The sequence below is a fragment of the Aquibium pacificum genome (genome assembly GCF_040839445.1).
Lineage (GTDB): Bacteria > Pseudomonadota > Alphaproteobacteria > Rhizobiales > Rhizobiaceae > Aquibium > Aquibium pacificus.
In genome coordinates, this window is the sequence record NZ_JBDPGJ010000001.1 from 20,440 (window position 1) to 35,348 (window position 14,909).

Consider the following 14,909-nt stretch of genomic DNA (forward strand, 5'->3'; position numbering starts at 1 on the left):
TAAGAGTTCAAAGCCATGCCCGAAGACCGTTTTGAAATCGGAGCCTACTACCTCTCCCAGCACAAAAACTCACCCGTCTGGAAAGCCACTTGGTATGACGCCCATTCCCGACAAACAAAGCGCGTATCTCTTGGCACAGAAGACTTTCAAGACGCCAAAGTCGCCCTAGCCGAGTTCGTCACCAAGCAGGCAACGTTCAAAGACCACGCCCCCGCTGACATGCCGCTGGCGACGATCTTCGTCCGGTATTGGGAAGCGCACGGGAAGAACCTACCGTCCCGCGAAGCGGCGCAATATGCGCTCGGGTACTGGAATGAGTTTTGGAAGGAGGGGAGCGTTGCGGACCTGTCCATCCCTCGCCAGAAGGAGTTCATCGCGTGGCTGTCGGCGAAGGGTTACGCCAACAGCTACGTGAGCCGCACCCTGTCGGTTGGACGGGCTGCGATCAACATGGCGTGGAAGCACGGCGAGATCACGTCCCGCCCGTTTATCATGGACCTGACCGATAGGTCTGACGCTAAAGAGCCTTACCGGCTGGACAAGACAGAAATGAAGACCCTCCTGACCAAGGTGCAGGAATGGCCGCATCTGTATGCGTATGTCGTGATCGCCCTGAATACGCTGGCGAGGCCGGACGCCATCCTAGACCTTGCTCCCGCACAGGTGCGGCTTGATGACCGCCATATCCACCTGAACCCGAAGGGCAGGAAGCAGACGAAGAAGTACCGGCCTATCGTGCCGATCACGGACACGCTGCTACCGTTCCTCCAGCGGAAGGACGTGAAGCGGTTCGTGAACTGGCATGGCGCGCCAATCGCGGACATCAAGAAGGGCTTCAAGACCGTGGTGCGGGCGGCAGGGCTGTCCGACGACATTACCGCATACAGCCTTCGCCACACGATGGCGGTGGAGCTTCGCAAACGGGGCGTTCCAGCATGGGAAGTGTCCGGCCTCTTGGGGCATCGCACGCCGGGTGTCACGGAAGTCTATGCCGAGTTCTCGCCTGACTACCTATCGAAGGGGCGGGAGGCGATTGACGGCTACTTCGGGGACTTGGGAGTGTCGCTGCCCGTGCCGAAAGGGCTTTGCGTGTCAGTTGCGTGTCAGTCGCCAGAAAAAGAAAAATCCGCCGAAGCGGATTTCTGTGCCATTTCAAGGGGCCGAATGGTGGGCGTGACAGGGATTGAACCTGTGACCCCTACGATGTCAACGTATAGCTCAGCCTGATTTTACAGGGTTTTCAGGCGTTTTCGCACGAGAACCAGCCATATCGGCCGGGAACTCCCGAGACGTATCTGTGCGGTATCTGTGCGGAGCCCGGCGGTGACGTCGGCGGTCGTCCCGATTGGCGGGTGCCTCGTGATCCTGGGTATCGCCAAATGGCTGGGCTATGCAGTCGACGGCCCGACTTGGGTCATCGCCTGCTATTGCGTGCTCTGGCTCGCTTTAGTCAGGGAGTTGGGCCGCAAATGATCGCTCCATCGCGCCCGGTGCTGCGATGGCACGGCGGCAAGCGGCGGCTCGCCCCATGGATCATTTCGCACTTCCCACCGCACCGGGCTTATGTCGAGCCGTTCGGCGGCGCGGCGTCCGTGCTGATCCGCAAGTCGCGCTGCTATTGCTAGGTCTACAACGACCTGGACGACGAGGCTGTCACGATGTTCCGGGTGCTGCGGGATCTGGCGCAGGCCTGCGAGCTAGAACGGGTGATCCGTCTGACCAATTTCGGCCGGACCGAGTTCCGCGAGGCGTATGAGCCCACCGATGATCCCATCGAGCGCTCACGCCGGCTGGTCGTTCGCGCGTTCATGGGATTCGGCTCCAATGCGCACGCGAGCCAGGATAGGGGGCACCGATCGACCGGCTTTCGCGCGAACTCGTCCAGAAGCGGCACCGCGCCGGCGACGGACTGGAAGAACTGGCCCGACGCGCTTGCCGTGACGGTGGAGCGATTGCAGGGCTTCGTCATCGAGAACCGGGACGCCAGCGAAGTGTTGGCCAAACACGACAGCGCCGCCAGCTTTCACTACGTCGACCCGCCTACCTGCCGGAGAACCGGGCGCTCGGCAACCGATACGAACTCGCCTGGCGGATGTACCGGCACGACCTGAGCCGGGAGAATCACGCCGAGCTGCTCGAGTTCCTCTGCGAACTGGACGGCATGGTGGTGCTCTCCGGCTATGCCGACGCTCTTTACGATGATCGCCTCGCTGACTGGCAGCGAGTCACCATGGACATCGTCGGGCACCGGCTGGCGCATCAGCTAGGCGCGACCGCGACCATTGAACAGATCGGCGTGCGGGCACTTCGGTATCAGATGAGCGCGCAGGATCGCATGCACCTCGTTCTTGATCCGTGCGGCGAAATCGCACCACTTGGTAGCGGCGGGCAACCAGCCAGCGCATCCGCTCGGTGGCGGCATCCGGTGTCCAGATCTCCGGCGGATAGCCCGCAGCATGCAGGCTCGCCACGGTCCCCGCATCGACCTTGTCGGTCTTCACCTGGGCATGTGCGATCGCCTTCACCTGAAGCGGGTGGGCGATCACCACCCGCTTCACGAACGGCGAAAGCACCCGTGACACCGGCATGCAGTTGCCGTCATCCTGTGCATCAGCCTGCCCACACTTCCTGGCGGCACGCGGCGGTCCCTTTTGTCAGGGACAGATCCTTGGACGGCCCTCTGAAAACCTCGTCCTAGGCAGCCTTGAGTGCTGCACTACGGCCGATAAGGCACTACCCCGTGCCTCCGGTTGTTACAGGGAGGACTTCATGAAATTCAACCATATCTACGCCGCCATGCTGGTTGCGGGAATTGGGCTGTCGGCATCCGCGGCTTCGGCAGCCGAACTTGAGCTCAAATATTCTTCCTGGCTGCCGCCCACCAGCTGGGTGAACACCGATCTGCTGCTACCCTACTTCGATGAAGTCGAGCGCGTCACCGATGGCCGAGTGGCGATCGAAATGCTGCCCAAGACCGTGGGAACCGCCGCTTCGCAATTCGACGTCGTGCGCGAGGGGCTGGCGGATGTGACACTGCTCATTCCGGGCTATACGCCGGGCCGCTTCGTCACCACCGAACTGGGAGAGCTGCCGTTCCTGGAAACCAATTCGGTCGAGATTATCGCGCCTCTGTTCCACCGGCTGTTCGAGCAGCATCTCCAGCCCGTCGGCGAGTACGACGAAGTGAAGGTCCTTTCCATGTTCCTGACTTCGTCGGGTCATGTCTTCAACCGCGTCCGCCCGATCGAGAAGATCGAGGACTGGCAGGGGCTGAAAATTCGATCTGTCGGTACGGGCACCACCGCCTCGCTTGAGGCGCTCGGTGCGGTGCCGATCACAAAGCCATCGAGCGAAGTGTTCGAGATGCTGACTACCGGCGCGCTCGACGGCAGCCTCTCTGGTCCGGAAAATCTTGTCGTGTCCAAGATGGTTGAGGTCGTGACACACGGCACCATCATTCCGGGTGGAATGTATCACGCTCCGGTATCCGTCATCATGAATAAGGCTGCCTGGGAAAAAATCTCGTCCGAAGATCAGGCTGCGATCACGGCGATCTCCGGCGACGTTCTGGCAAAGGTGGTCGGCCAGGGCTATGACCGCGCCGACTCCAAGGCCTTGGAAACGGCCCAAACGCGCGGAACGATCCACATCGTGGATGCCAGCGATGAACTGGTCGCGGCGATGAAGGAAAAGACCGCCTCGCTGGAAGGCGCCTGGATTGAACGGGCGAAGGCTGCGGGACTTGCCGACCCGGCGGCTATCTTGACCCAGTTCCGAGCCGACATAGCGGCGGCCGAAGCGGCGAAGCATTAGCCCCACAAGGGCGCGGCCATGCCGCGCCTCCCCGGCTCCGGATTATCATGCCAGACATCCCCTTCATCGACGGCGATACCCGTCTCTATGCAATCGCAGGCGATCCGATCGTACAGACCCAGACGCCGCAGGCGCTGAATCCGCGTTTGGCGGCCGCAGGGGCGAATTCGGTCGTGGTGCCTCTGCACGTTCCGGCGGGGCGCTTCGCGAAAGTTGTCGGCGCGCTCATGGTGATGCCGAACTTCCACGGCCTGATCGTCACCTATCCCTTCAAGTCCGAGGCGCTGTCGGTGGTCCATGACGTGCTGCCCGCCGCCACACATGTGGGCGCGATCAACATCATGCGGCGGGAGGCTGACGGCCGCTGGTCGGGCGATATCCTCGACGGACGCGGTCTGATCGCCGGACTGGCCGAGGCCGGAGTGCGTCTGGAAGGGCGTCGCGTGTTGCTCATCGGCACAGGAGGAGCGGGCACGGCCGTCGCTTTCGCCTGCGCCGAAGCGGGCGCGGCGGCGCTGACCCTGGTCGACATCGATACCGCGCGAGCCTCGCGGGTGGCGGCAGGGGTGGCGGCCGCCTATCCGGCCTGCCGCGCTGCGCCCGGCGCCGCCGATCCCGCCGGGCATGATCTCATCGTCAATGCCACCCCGCTTGGCATGAACCCCGGCGACCCTCCGCCTGCAACCTTCGAGGCGCTCGACCCGAAGACGGTGGTGGTCGACATCGTGCCCAAGCCCCTGACGCCGTTCCTGCGGCACGTAGAACGGTTTGGCTGCCGAACCTTTGACTTTCGCGCGATGGCTGACGGCCAGCGTGGCGAAATGATGCGGTTCTGGGGCTTCTGAACGTCAAGAGGAGATCATGGCCCCTTCACGACCCGCAGCCGAGGCCCCGAGCCTGGACATCGATCCATATTCGATGCCGGTCCTGCTGAACCCCTATCCCTTTCAGGAAGCGCTGCGGGACCGTGCCCCGGTGGTACGGCTGACCGCACATGGCGTCTATGCAACCGGACGGCATGCGGAAGCGCTGGAAATCCTTGGTGATCCGGGACGCTTTTCATCGTCGGGAGGGGTCGGCATCCAGGACATCCGCAAGCCGGGCAACCACCGCATACCCAACCGGCTGAACGAGGTCGATCCGCCGGCGCACACGGCGTTGCGCGGGGTGTTGTCGCGCCTGATGTCTCCGATCAAGATCCGGGGCTGGCGCGAGGGGTTCGACGCGGTCGCTGGCCAGTTGATTGATGAACTCCGCGACGCCGACGGCGTGGATGGCGTGCGCGACATTGCCGAAACCTATGTGCTGCGCGCCTTTTCCGGCGCCGTTGGGATCGACCTTCCGCGTGACAACACGATGGCGATTTCGAACATGCGCTTCAACCAGGTGGGGCCGGACAACGAGACCCTGCGCGAATCCGTCAGGCGCGCAGGACCCCATCTGGAATGGTTCCAGGGCCTTACCCAACGCGACGCCGTCCAGCCGGGATCGATCGGCGAACTCTTGTACGATTGCGAGGATCGGGGCGAGATCACGCCGGGCACTGCCGCCAACATGCTGCTGACCTTCGTGGGCGGGGGCACCGACAGCACCATCACCTCGCTCTCACACACGCTGCACCTTCTGGCAAGAAATCCCGACCAATGGGCGCGGCTGCGCGCCGACAGCGGGCTGGCGCGCGTGGCAGTCGAAGAGGCGATAAGGCTCGAATCGCCATTCCAGATGATCTACCGCACGACCCTCGGCGAGACCGAGCTGTCCGGCACCCGTCTGCCGCGGGATGCCAAGATCGGCGTGTTCCTGGGTGCGGCCAACCGCGACCCGCGCAAGTTCGACGCGCCGGACCGCTACGACCTTTCGCGGGAGACTGCCGGCATCCACGTCGGCTTCGGGCATGGTATCCACATGTGTCTGGGCCAGATGCTGGCCCGGCACGAGGCCGATGTGATCCTGACCGCGCTGTCGCGCGCCTTCGAGCGAATGGAACTCGCCGGCACGCCGGTCTATCGGCCGGTCAACCAGATGCGCCAGCTATCGTCGCTGCCGCTCCGGCTGCACTAGGGGCATGCCATGACCACCTGGCTTGACACGACCAAGCGCCAACTGTTCGAACTGCGGTTCGACATGCTCGCCCCCGGTGGCGCGATCCGGGAATTGTGCGGCTGGTACCGGGACACCGCGGCCGCGCGCGCCGCGGCGGGGGTGCCGCCGCCCGAAGGCGCCTGGACCGTGCGCCTCGGCAGCCGCGGACCAGGTCTGGTGACGCTGACGCGCTGGCCCAACCTCACAGAACGGCAGGCAAGTCTCGGGACATGGCTGGACGGGGAAGAGGCGCGGGCCCAGATCTGGGATGGCGCGCGAGGCCTGATCCGCGACGCCGAAAGCTGGTTGCTGATAGATTCGGCCGCTGCATCCTCCCTCCAGCACACGGCGGTATCGAGTTCTGGCCTGCATGAATTGCGGCTCTACCGAGTCCTGAACGGCGCGGCGACCGAGGCTGCAACGGCGCTCGCCGACCACGAACTGACTGCCGCGCAGGAGGAGGGCGCGCGGGTTACGGGGCTATTCGAGATCGCCATCGGCCCGGAGCGCCCGCTGATTGCCGCCATCCTCGCCTGGCCGGAGGGATTGCTGCCGGCCGATACATGGCTGGCGTTGGATGCGCGGGCGGATACGGCGGCGCGCCGGCTGGAAGAACGCGCGCGCCACCGGCGGCGGCTGTTCTGGCAGGTGGAGTCCATTCTGCTGCAGCCGCTGGTGGAGGGCGCATGATGCGGGACGAGCTTTTCTACGAGTTGCGCATCTATGAAACGGTACAGTCACGCCTCGCTGGCCTCGCGCGGCAGATGGGCGAAGACGTGCCCCCGCTCTTCCGCCGGCATGGCTTCGACGTGCCGCTGATGCATTTCGCCGGGGTGGGCGGGCCATTCGCTCCCATCTACGGCTATCTTCTGCGCTGGACCAACCTCGACGCCCGGATGCGGGCCTGGGGAGCGTTCTATTCCGATCCGGAATGGATCGCGAAGATGACGGCGAACTATGCCGGCGAGCAGCGGGTCGAACGCGCGCACATCGCCCTGATGCGCGCCTCGCCGCTCTGGGCGGGCTACCGGAGTGCCGACGGCGTGGCCGCCGGCGACCTGGTCGAAGGCGTCTACGAACTGCGCCGGCACGATCTTTCCGGCCAGGACCGGGCGAAAGGCGAGGCGATGGTTGGCGCGCAACTGGATGCGATGCAGGCGGCGGGCGGGCAGGTGCTCGGGGTGTTCGAAACCCTGATCGGCGCGCCCGTTCAGCGGCTGGTCAGCGTGACCGCGTGGCCCGACGTCGGGACCCTGGCCGCCTACGGCGCCGCCATCGAACCGCCCGGGCCGTCGCACGACGCCTTCCTGTTGCGCCCCACGCCCTATGGCCGCGCCCGTGCGGATTTTTCACCGCACCCCCACCCGGACGTTTGATTCCCAAGCGATGCCAACACCCGAACCGGAGCTTCCCATGCGTTTCGAAAACCAGATCGCGATCATCACCGGCGCCGCCTCGGGGATGGGGCGGGCGACCGCGCAGCTGATGGCCTCGCGGGGCGCCGCCGTCGCGATCAATGACGTGAACGGACAGGGTCTTGCCGAGGTGGAAGACGAGTTGCGCGCGAAGGGGGCGCGGGTGCTTGCCGCGGCCGGCAGCATCGGCGACCGCTCCTTCGTGACCGAGATGACGGCGCAGGTGGTGCGCGACTGGGGCGGTGTGGACACGCTCTTCAACGTCGCGGGATATGCCGCCTACGGTCCGGCCGAGGCCTATGACGTCTGGGACGAGATGGTCAACGTCAACATGAGCGGTACCTACTACTTCTGCCGGGAGGTGGCCCGACAGAGCATGATCCCCAACCGCAAGGGCGCGATCGTCAATGTCGCCTCGCTGAGCGGGCTGGTCGCGCATCCCAACGACGTCGGCTACATCGCGGCAAAGCACGGCGTGGTCGGGATCACCAAATCGCTGGCGGTGGAATGGGCGCGCTACAACATTCGCGTCAACTGCATCTGTCCCGGCTTCACCATGACCGGCATCTTCGAGGCGGTGACGAAGGAGGAACCCGACCGCTTCGCGTCGCGCGCGCGCAAGACTCCGCTGGGGCGCGCCGCCGACCCGCGCGAACAGGCCACGGTGATGGCCTTCCTGAATTCGAACGACGCCTCCTATGTCACCGGAGTGATCATGCCGGTCGATGGCGGCAACATGGCGCTGTCCTCGGGCTGGTTCCCTCCCGAGCTGAGTCCGGCCCAGGGCTGAAGCTAGTTCCCGCAGCCTGCATGGGACAATGTGACCATGCACACGGAATCAACCGGCGTGCGATGATGCAAAACGGCATGAGTTTCGTGCCATGCAGGCCTCCGGCCCGCACGGATCGATCCGTACCGGACGAGCCGCGCCGTGATCGGCGAAGCCTCTAGCAGACCGATCAAGCCGGGTCAGGCTCGCGTGCCGTCGACGCGCTCGACCAGCGCGCGCAGTTGGGCGACGCCGCGGCGCAAACGTTCGTGCACCTCGAGCCGCAGCATCGGAGCCTCAAGCGCGACCACGATGCCTTGCGGGATCTCGGCTAGCCATTCGGCCAGCGGCAATTCCCCGTCGCCGGGCAGCAGCCGGTTGGTGCGCCCCTCGATCATTTGTTCCTCGTCGGTGGCGGGACCGGCCAAGGGACCGTCGCAGATCTGCGCCCGCGCGATCAGGTCGCGGTGAGGCGCGATGTCCTCGCAGCGGCTGCCGTACCGGTAAAAGTGCATGGAATCGATCTGTACTCCCAAGTCGGTGCGTCCGTTGCGCGCGATCAGTCGCGTGGCGTCCTCGAGCGATTTCAGTGCGAAGCGCCGGTTGAGCTCGGTCACCACGGCAATCCCGTATTCGGCGGCGACGTCGCAGGTCATGGCCAGCAGATCGGCCAGCCGCGCCTCGTCCGAGTCGAAAGCCAGCACCACGGCCGTGCGTGCATCCAGCCAGGCGCCCGAATCGAAGGCCGGCCGGAAGGAGCGCGGATCGGTGTCACTATGCAAGCGCAGCACCTCCATGCAATCTACCTGGACTCCAAGGTCGCGGCACAGGCGGCGCGTTTCGCGTCGAGCCGCGGTGTCGCCGGCAAGGTCGCGGTCGGCGAACGGGTACATTGGATTGACGATCAGGCTCACGCGGTCCACCCGATTGTCGGCTGCTGCGCGTACGAGTCCCGGCGCATCGAGTTCGGGAGCGCTTAGCCAGTCGATGCATATTGGGCGCATGTCTTTCTCCCGCCTGTCGTGATGCGATACAGAATAGAGACGTTTCTAACGCGATGAGCAGTCCCTGTCGGCTCGGAAGGTCGGTCGGCAGCTAGGCGCAAGACCTATTTGTTCCGATTGAGATGTGATTCACGGTCTCCGAGAAGGAGACCGCGACGGGTGTTTTGTTTCTGCTGAGCGAGCGCCAGATGGTGCGGATATCGCCATTCTTACCGCTGCCGCACGGCGTTCCGGGGGTTGGTGATTGTAGAGCGTCTTGTGCGGACCGTAGCCAGACCGTGCGTCCTTCCACTGCAGCCCGTTGCGGATCACATAGATGATGCCGCTCACCACCCGCCGGGCTTCATGCGCTCAAGCCTGATGGGGGTGTTCGACCGCATCTTCGCTGGCCTCGCCGGCGAACGGCCCAAGCCCGAGCGCATCATGATCGACGCGACGCATCTGAAGGCCCACCGCACGGCGGCGGGCCTGTTAGAAAAGGGGATGTTCCCCGTCGTATCGGGCGAACGAAAGGCGGGCTGAACTCCAAGCTCCACACCGTCTGCGATGCTGACGGACGGCCGATCATCCTGCTCCTGTCTGAACGCCAGATGAGCGACCACAAGCCGTCATCTTCTGGCTCTGACCAATGAGTCCTGAGCCTGGGCGCGGCTCTGGTTCCCGTCCTTCGACTCCCTGGCGTCGGCCACAGAGAATCCATTGGCACACTCCCATGCCACCGTCACTCCGGCGTCGCACGGCGTGGACTTCTGACGTCCCCAGCCGTTGGGACTTCATCGGTGTCCGGGAAGGCTGATATGTTCTGCGATCAGGGAGGACGAAGAACATGCCTGACCAGTCATCCGTCGAGGATCCGCTGCGGTGGTTGGCGGACAAGGACGCCATTCGCGACGCGATGTACCGCTATGCTCGCGGCGTCGACAGACTCGACCCGGACCTGATCCGTAGCGCCTATCATTCGGACGCACATGACGACCATGGATCTTACAAGGGCGACGTCGACGGGCTGATCGAATGGATCATGCGCCGGCATGCCTCCATCGATCAGTCGATGCACCTCATCGCTAATACGCTTATCGAGTTCCTTTCAAACGACGTCGCGGTCATGGAAAGCTATGTGATCGTTCCGCAATCCTATCCCGCCGAAGCCCGCGAAACCATCCGTGCCTGGGTCGGCGAAGAGGAACTCAATAAGGGGGAGCGGCTCGCGGTCGTGATGTATGCGCGAATGATCGATCGTTTTGAGCGGCGGGCCGGGGAGTGGAAGATCGCCAATCGCGTGGTCGTGATCGAGGAGGTCGACGCGAAGCGCGTGCCGGTCCGAAACGGTCCTCCGGTCTCGGTGGCGCATGTTCGCGGACCCGGCGATCCGCTCTACGGCATGTTGAAGTAGCCAGCCGCTTCGGAGTGCCATGCCGCGCACTTGAATCCCATCGGAGAGACGATGCGTCAGCTCAGCCTCGACTTCCTCACCACCCGGACTGGCAGAAGAACGCAGCGGAGGTTTGAACCATGGCTTAGCGGCACAGATCCACGAGCGTCTTTGTGGACATCGATCAGTTCGAGCCGAGGCAGCGCCTCCAGTTGTTGGTCGACGCCGGCTGGATCTCCGAGGCGGGAGTTGAGGAAATCGACTTCTGGCATGACATGCGGTCGAACGAGAGAAAGCCGCTTCGCATTCTTGGGGTCGGTCCTGCCGGGGATTTCGCGAGGACCAAGGATTACCTCCGTCGCGGTATGCGAGCCGACCCCTTGGTCCATCTCACGCGCTGGTAATTCAGCGCGGTGCAAGCTGGCGCGAGGACATTGCAAAAACGGTCATTGAACCCGGCGGCAAGGCCGTTTGGGTCAACACGCAGGAGCCGCAGAAATGAGGATTCTGTTCGGTTTCTGTGCGGAGGCGGGTAGGGGCTCCGCTAAGTGCCTGAAATGATGGTGGGCGTGACAGGGATTGAACCTGTGACCCCTACGATGTCAACGTAGTGCTCTCCCGCTGAGCTACACGCCCATCAGCGCCGCGCATACACCACACAATGCGCGGGGCCGTCAATGACAAAAACGCCTCCGCCGGAACATCGAACACGCGGTCGGTCCCGTTCGCGCCGGCGCCGCCGGCCGGGGCCGCGCCGGACCTTGTCGGCAGCCCGGTCAGGCGGCCTGCAGCATCTTCTCGACCTCGTTGACGAGGTCGCGCAGGTGGAAGGGCTTCGACAGGACCTTGGCGTCCTTGGGTGCCTTCGAATCGGGATTGAGCGCGACGGCGGCGAAGCCGGTAATGAACATCACCTTGAGGTCGGGGTCGATCTCGGTGGCTCGGCGGGCGAGTTCGATCCCGTCCATCTCCGGCATCACGATGTCGGTCAGAAGCAGCGAGAAAGGCTCCTCGCGCAGCCGCTCGTAGGCGCTGGCGCCGTTGTCGAAATCGCTGACGTCGTAGCCGGCGCGCTCGAGCGCCTTCACCAGGAAGCGGCGCATGTCGTCGTCGTCTTCAGCAAGAAGGATTCTCGCCATGTGCTCCCGTCCGAATCACCTGCCGGGCAGACGCGGTCCCACCCGTTCACCACGGCGGATATATGAGGGAGACAGGGTAAACATCAAGTGAATTCCGCCATCTCGCGGGCTCGCCGGGGATGGAGACGGACTGGACAGGCGTTGGTCCCGGTGGCACGTTCCAGCGATGATCGCCACCCACCAGCGGGTTCCCCGCCCATGAGCACCGAGACCGACTTCCGCGACACCGCTCCCTTCGAGGTGCGGCAGCCCGAGCGCCAGACTGTTCCCTTCGTCTTCAACTCCCCCCACAGCGGAAGACACTACCCGCAGCGCTTCCTGGCGATGGCGCGGCTCGACCGCGATGCGATCCGCCGCTCGGAAGACTGCTTCGTGGACGAACTCTTCCGCGAGTCGCTCGCGCTGGGCGCGCCGATGCTGGCGGCGAACTTCCCGCGCGCCTATCTCGACGTCAACCGCGAGCCGTGGGAACTCGATCCGCGCATGTTCCTCGAAACGCCGCCGCCCTTCGCCAACGTCCGTTCGGCGCGGGTGGCCGGCGGGCTCGGCACGGTGCCCAGGATCGTCGGCGAGGGACAGGAAATATACGGCGGGAAGATACCGCTCGACGAGGCGGTCGGGCGTATCAACCTGATCTACAAGCCCTATCACGAAAGCCTCAGGCGGCTGATCGTGGCCACGCAGGCGCGGTTCGGCGTAGCGGCGCTGATCGACTGCCACTCCATGCCGGCGAGCATCCGGCTGGGCGAGTCCGGCATCCGGCCGGATTTCATCGTGGGAGACCGCTTCGGCGCCTCCGCCTCGGCCGCCATGACCGAGGCCACGATCGGCATCCTCACCTCGCTCGGATATACGGTCGCCCACAACAAGCCCTATGCGGGAGGCTTCATCACCGAGCATTACGGCCGGCCGGCGCGCGGCCTGCATGCCCTGCAGATCGAGGTGAACCGCGGCCTCTACATGAACGAGCGGACCTATCGGAAGTCGAGCGGCTTCGAGCCGCTGGCGAAGGACATTTCGCGCTTCATGACCCTCCTGCTCCGCTCGGCGCCGTTCGCCGACGAGCGGCCGCTCGCGGCCGAATAGCGGCATATTCGGGCGCGGTAACCTCTCCGAGGCGGGCGAAAAAAAAGACCGCATCGTTTTCACGACGCGGTCGAAGTCTAGGGAGGAAACGCCCAAGGAGGGCAGAACGGAATAAACCGTTCATGAAGAAGCATATTGTGCGATGCACAATTGTCAAGCGCCTCTCGTGCAAAACAGCTACGGAAGCGCTTGCGCGCGGTGTGTCGCGGCATCAATGTGACAGAAATACAACAGCTCGAAGAGGTGACGGATGGACATGACGGAGTTCCTGCGCGCGATGGCGGCGGCTGCGGCGAAGGAAACCTTGCCGCGGTTCCGCGCCGCAGGTGTCGTCTCCAACAAGTTCGATGCCGGCTTCGACCCTGTCACCGAGGCGGATCGCGAAGCCGAGCGGGTGATCCGGGAACTGATCCGGGCCGAATATCCGGGCGATGGTATTCTCGGCGAGGAGCACGGCACGGAGAACGGCGGTTCCGACCGGGTCTGGGTGATCGATCCGATCGACGGAACGCGTGCCTTCATCTCCGGCATTCCCCTGTGGGGAACGCTCGTCGGCCTGACCGTCGGGGGACGGGCCGTGTGCGGGATGATGTCCCAGCCGTTCACCGGCGAACTCTATTTCGCCACCGGCGACGGCGCTTTCTACGAAGGGCCGGGCGGTTCGCGCCGGCTCACGACGCGGCGCATCGCCGACCTCTCCCAGGCGACCGTCTTCACCACCACGCCGGCGCTTTTCACGGGCGATCTGCGGGTGCGCTACGACCGGCTGGAGCGCGCCGCGCGGCTGACGCGCTACGGCACCGACTGCTACGGCTTCGCCATGGTCGCGGCCGGCTACGCCGACATCGCGGTGGATGCCGGATTGCAGTCCTACGACATCGTGGCGCTGATCCCGATCATCGAGAAGGCGGGCGGCGTGGTGACGACGTTTGAGGGCGGTCCGGCCGAAGCGGGCGGCGACATCATCGCCGCGGCGAGTCCCGAGCTTCACGAAGCGGCGATGAAGGCGATCCAAGGCAAGATTTAGGAAACGTCGCCACCCGGAACGAAGGCGTCGAAAGCGGCGAGGAACTGCTCGCGGTAGGCGTCCGCCTCCTGCAGGAGTTCGTGGCGGGCTCCGTCGATGGTGAGCAGCGAACCCGACTTCAGCGCCATGGCATACTCCTCGATGGCGGGGGTCGAGACGACCTCGTCGGCGCCGGCCGCGATGATGAGTGTCGGGACCTGAATGCGTGCCATGAAATCCGGATCCGTCACCCGTGCGATGGCGCGGCAGGCCGCCAGGATCCATGTCACGGTCGGGCCGCCGAGGCCGAGTTCTGGATGCCGCAGGTAGATGCCGGTGTTGCGCGCATAGCGGCGGAAGTCCGAGGTCAGCGTGTTGGTGGCGAAGGCCGTCCTTCCGGCCGAGCGGGGGCCGCCTCCGAGATACATGGAGCCGAGGCCGAGACTGTAGAGAAGGGTCGCGATGCGCCGGACGGTGAGCATCGAGACAGGAAGGCCTTCGAGGCTCAGCAGCGGCGACGTCAGCACCATGCGGCGGACGCGGTTGACGAGTTCCGGTGCCGCCATGAGCGCGACCAGCGCGCCGGTGGAGTGGGCAAGGATATAGAACGGTCCGGGACAGTCGGGCAGCACGATCTCCTCGAAGAAGCGGTCGAGGTCGGCGACGTAGTCCCGGAAGCTGTCGACGTATCCGCGCTCGGGATCGCGGATCAGGCGATCCGATCCGCCCTGGCCGCGCCAGTCCATGATGGCGGTTCCCAGGCCCCGGACGGACAGGTCGCCGATCGTTTCGAAGTACTTCTCGATGCTCTCGTTGCGACCCTGGAGAATGACCACCGTGCCCCTGCGGGGCCGGCCGCCCGCGGCGAACACCCCGTAGCGAAGCCGGCGGCCGTCGCGCGCCTTGAGATAACCGGCGCGGGCGCGTGGCGGGATTTCGTTGTCGGCCGTTCCGAAGAGAATCTCCGGGACGGGCGCCGCGGCGGGCGCGGGTTCCTGGGTGGCGTCCATGAGCCTCTGATAGAAGGGAGAGGATTCAAAAGCAAAGTCTTCGAGCCGCTCCGCCCGAACGCAATACAAACTGAAGGCCGGAGGCGATGGGGCGCCTCCGGCCTATGCCGATCCGGGAGGAAGGGACGTTACACCCGGACCGAACCGATCGCGGGGCCTTTGTCGGCCGCGCCGCTTCTTGTTGGTCGAGCGGAAGATAGCCGCGCGCACCTG

At 64.7% G+C, this 14,909-nt stretch carries 16 protein-coding genes, 1 tRNA gene and 2 pseudogenes; 13 read left to right on the plus strand and 6 right to left on the minus strand.

Annotation, left to right across the window (positions count from 1 at the left end; genetic code table 11):
* The first annotated feature begins 15 nt into the window (after positions 1-15).
* The 3 genes from ABGN05_RS00140 to ABGN05_RS00150 all read left to right on the plus strand — a co-directional run bounded on the left by ABGN05_RS00140 (position 16) and on the right by ABGN05_RS00150 (position 2,111).
* Positions 16-1,227: a tyrosine-type recombinase/integrase gene (locus ABGN05_RS00140; RefSeq protein ID WP_367951973.1), complete on the plus strand. Its 1,212-nt coding sequence runs from the start codon at positions 16-18 to the stop codon at positions 1,225-1,227.
* Between the two features lie 242 nt (positions 1,228-1,469).
* Positions 1,470-1,625, plus strand: coding sequence for a DNA adenine methylase (locus ABGN05_RS00145; RefSeq protein WP_367951974.1), 156 nt, complete (start codon positions 1,470-1,472; stop codon positions 1,623-1,625).
* A 33-nt stretch (positions 1,626-1,658) separates the two neighbouring features.
* Positions 1,659-2,111: a DNA adenine methylase gene (locus ABGN05_RS00150; RefSeq protein WP_367951975.1), complete on the plus strand. Its 453-nt coding sequence runs from the start codon at positions 1,659-1,661 to the stop codon at positions 2,109-2,111.
* Between the two features lie 155 nt (positions 2,112-2,266).
* Here ABGN05_RS00150 and ABGN05_RS00155 read toward each other — a convergent pair.
* Positions 2,267-2,597, minus strand: a pseudogene (locus tag ABGN05_RS00155) (IS110 family transposase); the annotation flags it as partial.
* 199 nt (positions 2,598-2,796) lie between these two features.
* Here ABGN05_RS00155 and ABGN05_RS00160 point away from each other — a divergent pair.
* The 6 genes from ABGN05_RS00160 to ABGN05_RS00185 are packed head-to-tail and all read left to right on the plus strand — an operon-like array spanning position 2,797 to position 8,100.
* Positions 2,797-3,813, plus strand: coding sequence for a TRAP transporter substrate-binding protein DctP (locus ABGN05_RS00160; protein WP_367953105.1), 1,017 nt, complete (start codon positions 2,797-2,799; stop codon positions 3,811-3,813).
* Positions 3,814-3,860: 47 nt separating this feature from the next.
* The gene (locus ABGN05_RS00165; RefSeq protein ID WP_367951976.1) at positions 3,861-4,658 is read left to right on the plus strand and encodes a shikimate dehydrogenase family protein; all 798 of its coding nucleotides are present in this window, start codon (positions 3,861-3,863) and stop codon (positions 4,656-4,658) included.
* Positions 4,659-4,674: 16 nt separating this feature from the next.
* Positions 4,675-5,874 carry a cytochrome P450 gene (locus tag ABGN05_RS00170; protein WP_367951977.1) on the plus strand — a complete coding sequence of 400 codons (1,200 nt, stop codon included), beginning with the start codon at positions 4,675-4,677 and terminating at the stop codon, positions 5,872-5,874.
* A 9-nt stretch (positions 5,875-5,883) separates the two neighbouring features.
* Positions 5,884-6,585, plus strand: coding sequence for a hypothetical protein (locus tag ABGN05_RS00175; RefSeq protein ID WP_367951978.1), 702 nt, complete (start codon positions 5,884-5,886; stop codon positions 6,583-6,585).
* Entirely contained in the window at positions 6,582-7,271 is a 690-nt protein-coding gene (locus ABGN05_RS00180) for an NIPSNAP family protein (RefSeq protein WP_367951979.1), read from the plus strand. The genes ABGN05_RS00175 and ABGN05_RS00180 overlap by 4 nt, the downstream gene beginning before the upstream one ends.
* Positions 7,272-7,308: 37 nt before the next feature.
* The gene (locus ABGN05_RS00185; RefSeq protein ID WP_367951980.1) at positions 7,309-8,100 is read left to right on the plus strand and encodes an SDR family NAD(P)-dependent oxidoreductase; all 792 of its coding nucleotides are present in this window, start codon (positions 7,309-7,311) and stop codon (positions 8,098-8,100) included.
* A 179-nt stretch (positions 8,101-8,279) separates the two neighbouring features.
* On the opposite strand, the gene ABGN05_RS00190 is transcribed toward ABGN05_RS00185, so the two are convergent.
* Both ABGN05_RS00190 and ABGN05_RS00195 read right to left on the minus strand, forming a co-directional pair.
* Complete coding sequence (locus ABGN05_RS00190) at positions 8,280-8,993, minus strand: sugar phosphate isomerase/epimerase family protein (RefSeq protein WP_373695869.1); 714 nt, start codon at positions 8,991-8,993, stop codon at positions 8,280-8,282.
* A 333-nt stretch (positions 8,994-9,326) separates the two neighbouring features.
* Positions 9,327-9,422: pseudogene (locus ABGN05_RS00195) on the minus strand (IS5/IS1182 family transposase); the annotation flags it as partial.
* A 6-nt stretch (positions 9,423-9,428) separates the two neighbouring features.
* Between ABGN05_RS00195 and ABGN05_RS00200 the strand changes: the two are divergent.
* The gene (locus ABGN05_RS00200; RefSeq protein WP_373695870.1) at positions 9,429-9,605 is read left to right on the plus strand and encodes a hypothetical protein; all 177 of its coding nucleotides are present in this window, start codon (positions 9,429-9,431) and stop codon (positions 9,603-9,605) included.
* 304 nt (positions 9,606-9,909) lie between these two features.
* On the plus strand, positions 9,910-10,476 hold the full coding sequence (locus tag ABGN05_RS00205) for a nuclear transport factor 2 family protein (RefSeq protein ID WP_367951982.1): 567 nt from the start codon (positions 9,910-9,912) through the stop codon (positions 10,474-10,476).
* Between the two features lie 540 nt (positions 10,477-11,016).
* Here the strand turns inward: ABGN05_RS00205 and ABGN05_RS00210 are convergent.
* Together ABGN05_RS00210 and cpdR are read right to left on the minus strand one after the other, a co-directional pair.
* Positions 11,017-11,091, minus strand: a tRNA-Val gene (locus tag ABGN05_RS00210).
* A gap of 140 nt (positions 11,092-11,231) precedes the next feature.
* Complete coding sequence (gene cpdR, locus ABGN05_RS00215) at positions 11,232-11,594, minus strand: cell cycle two-component system response regulator CpdR (protein WP_008835384.1); 363 nt, start codon at positions 11,592-11,594, stop codon at positions 11,232-11,234.
* 198 nt (positions 11,595-11,792) lie between these two features.
* Here cpdR and ABGN05_RS00220 point away from each other — a divergent pair, with 198 nt between their 5' ends.
* The gene (locus ABGN05_RS00220; protein ID WP_367951983.1) at positions 11,793-12,680 is read left to right on the plus strand and encodes an N-formylglutamate amidohydrolase; all 888 of its coding nucleotides are present in this window, start codon (positions 11,793-11,795) and stop codon (positions 12,678-12,680) included.
* 250 nt (positions 12,681-12,930) lie between these two features.
* Positions 12,931-13,707 (plus strand): histidinol-phosphatase, encoded by a 777-nt coding sequence (gene hisN, locus ABGN05_RS00225; protein ID WP_367951984.1) that lies wholly within the window; start codon positions 12,931-12,933, stop codon positions 13,705-13,707.
* On the opposite strand, the gene ABGN05_RS00230 is transcribed toward hisN, so the two are convergent.
* Positions 13,704-14,696 carry an alpha/beta fold hydrolase gene (locus ABGN05_RS00230; RefSeq protein WP_367951985.1) on the minus strand — a complete coding sequence of 331 codons (993 nt, stop codon included), beginning with the start codon at positions 14,694-14,696 and terminating at the stop codon, positions 13,704-13,706. The genes hisN and ABGN05_RS00230 overlap by 4 nt on opposite strands.
* Between the last annotated feature and the right edge of the window lie 213 nt (positions 14,697-14,909).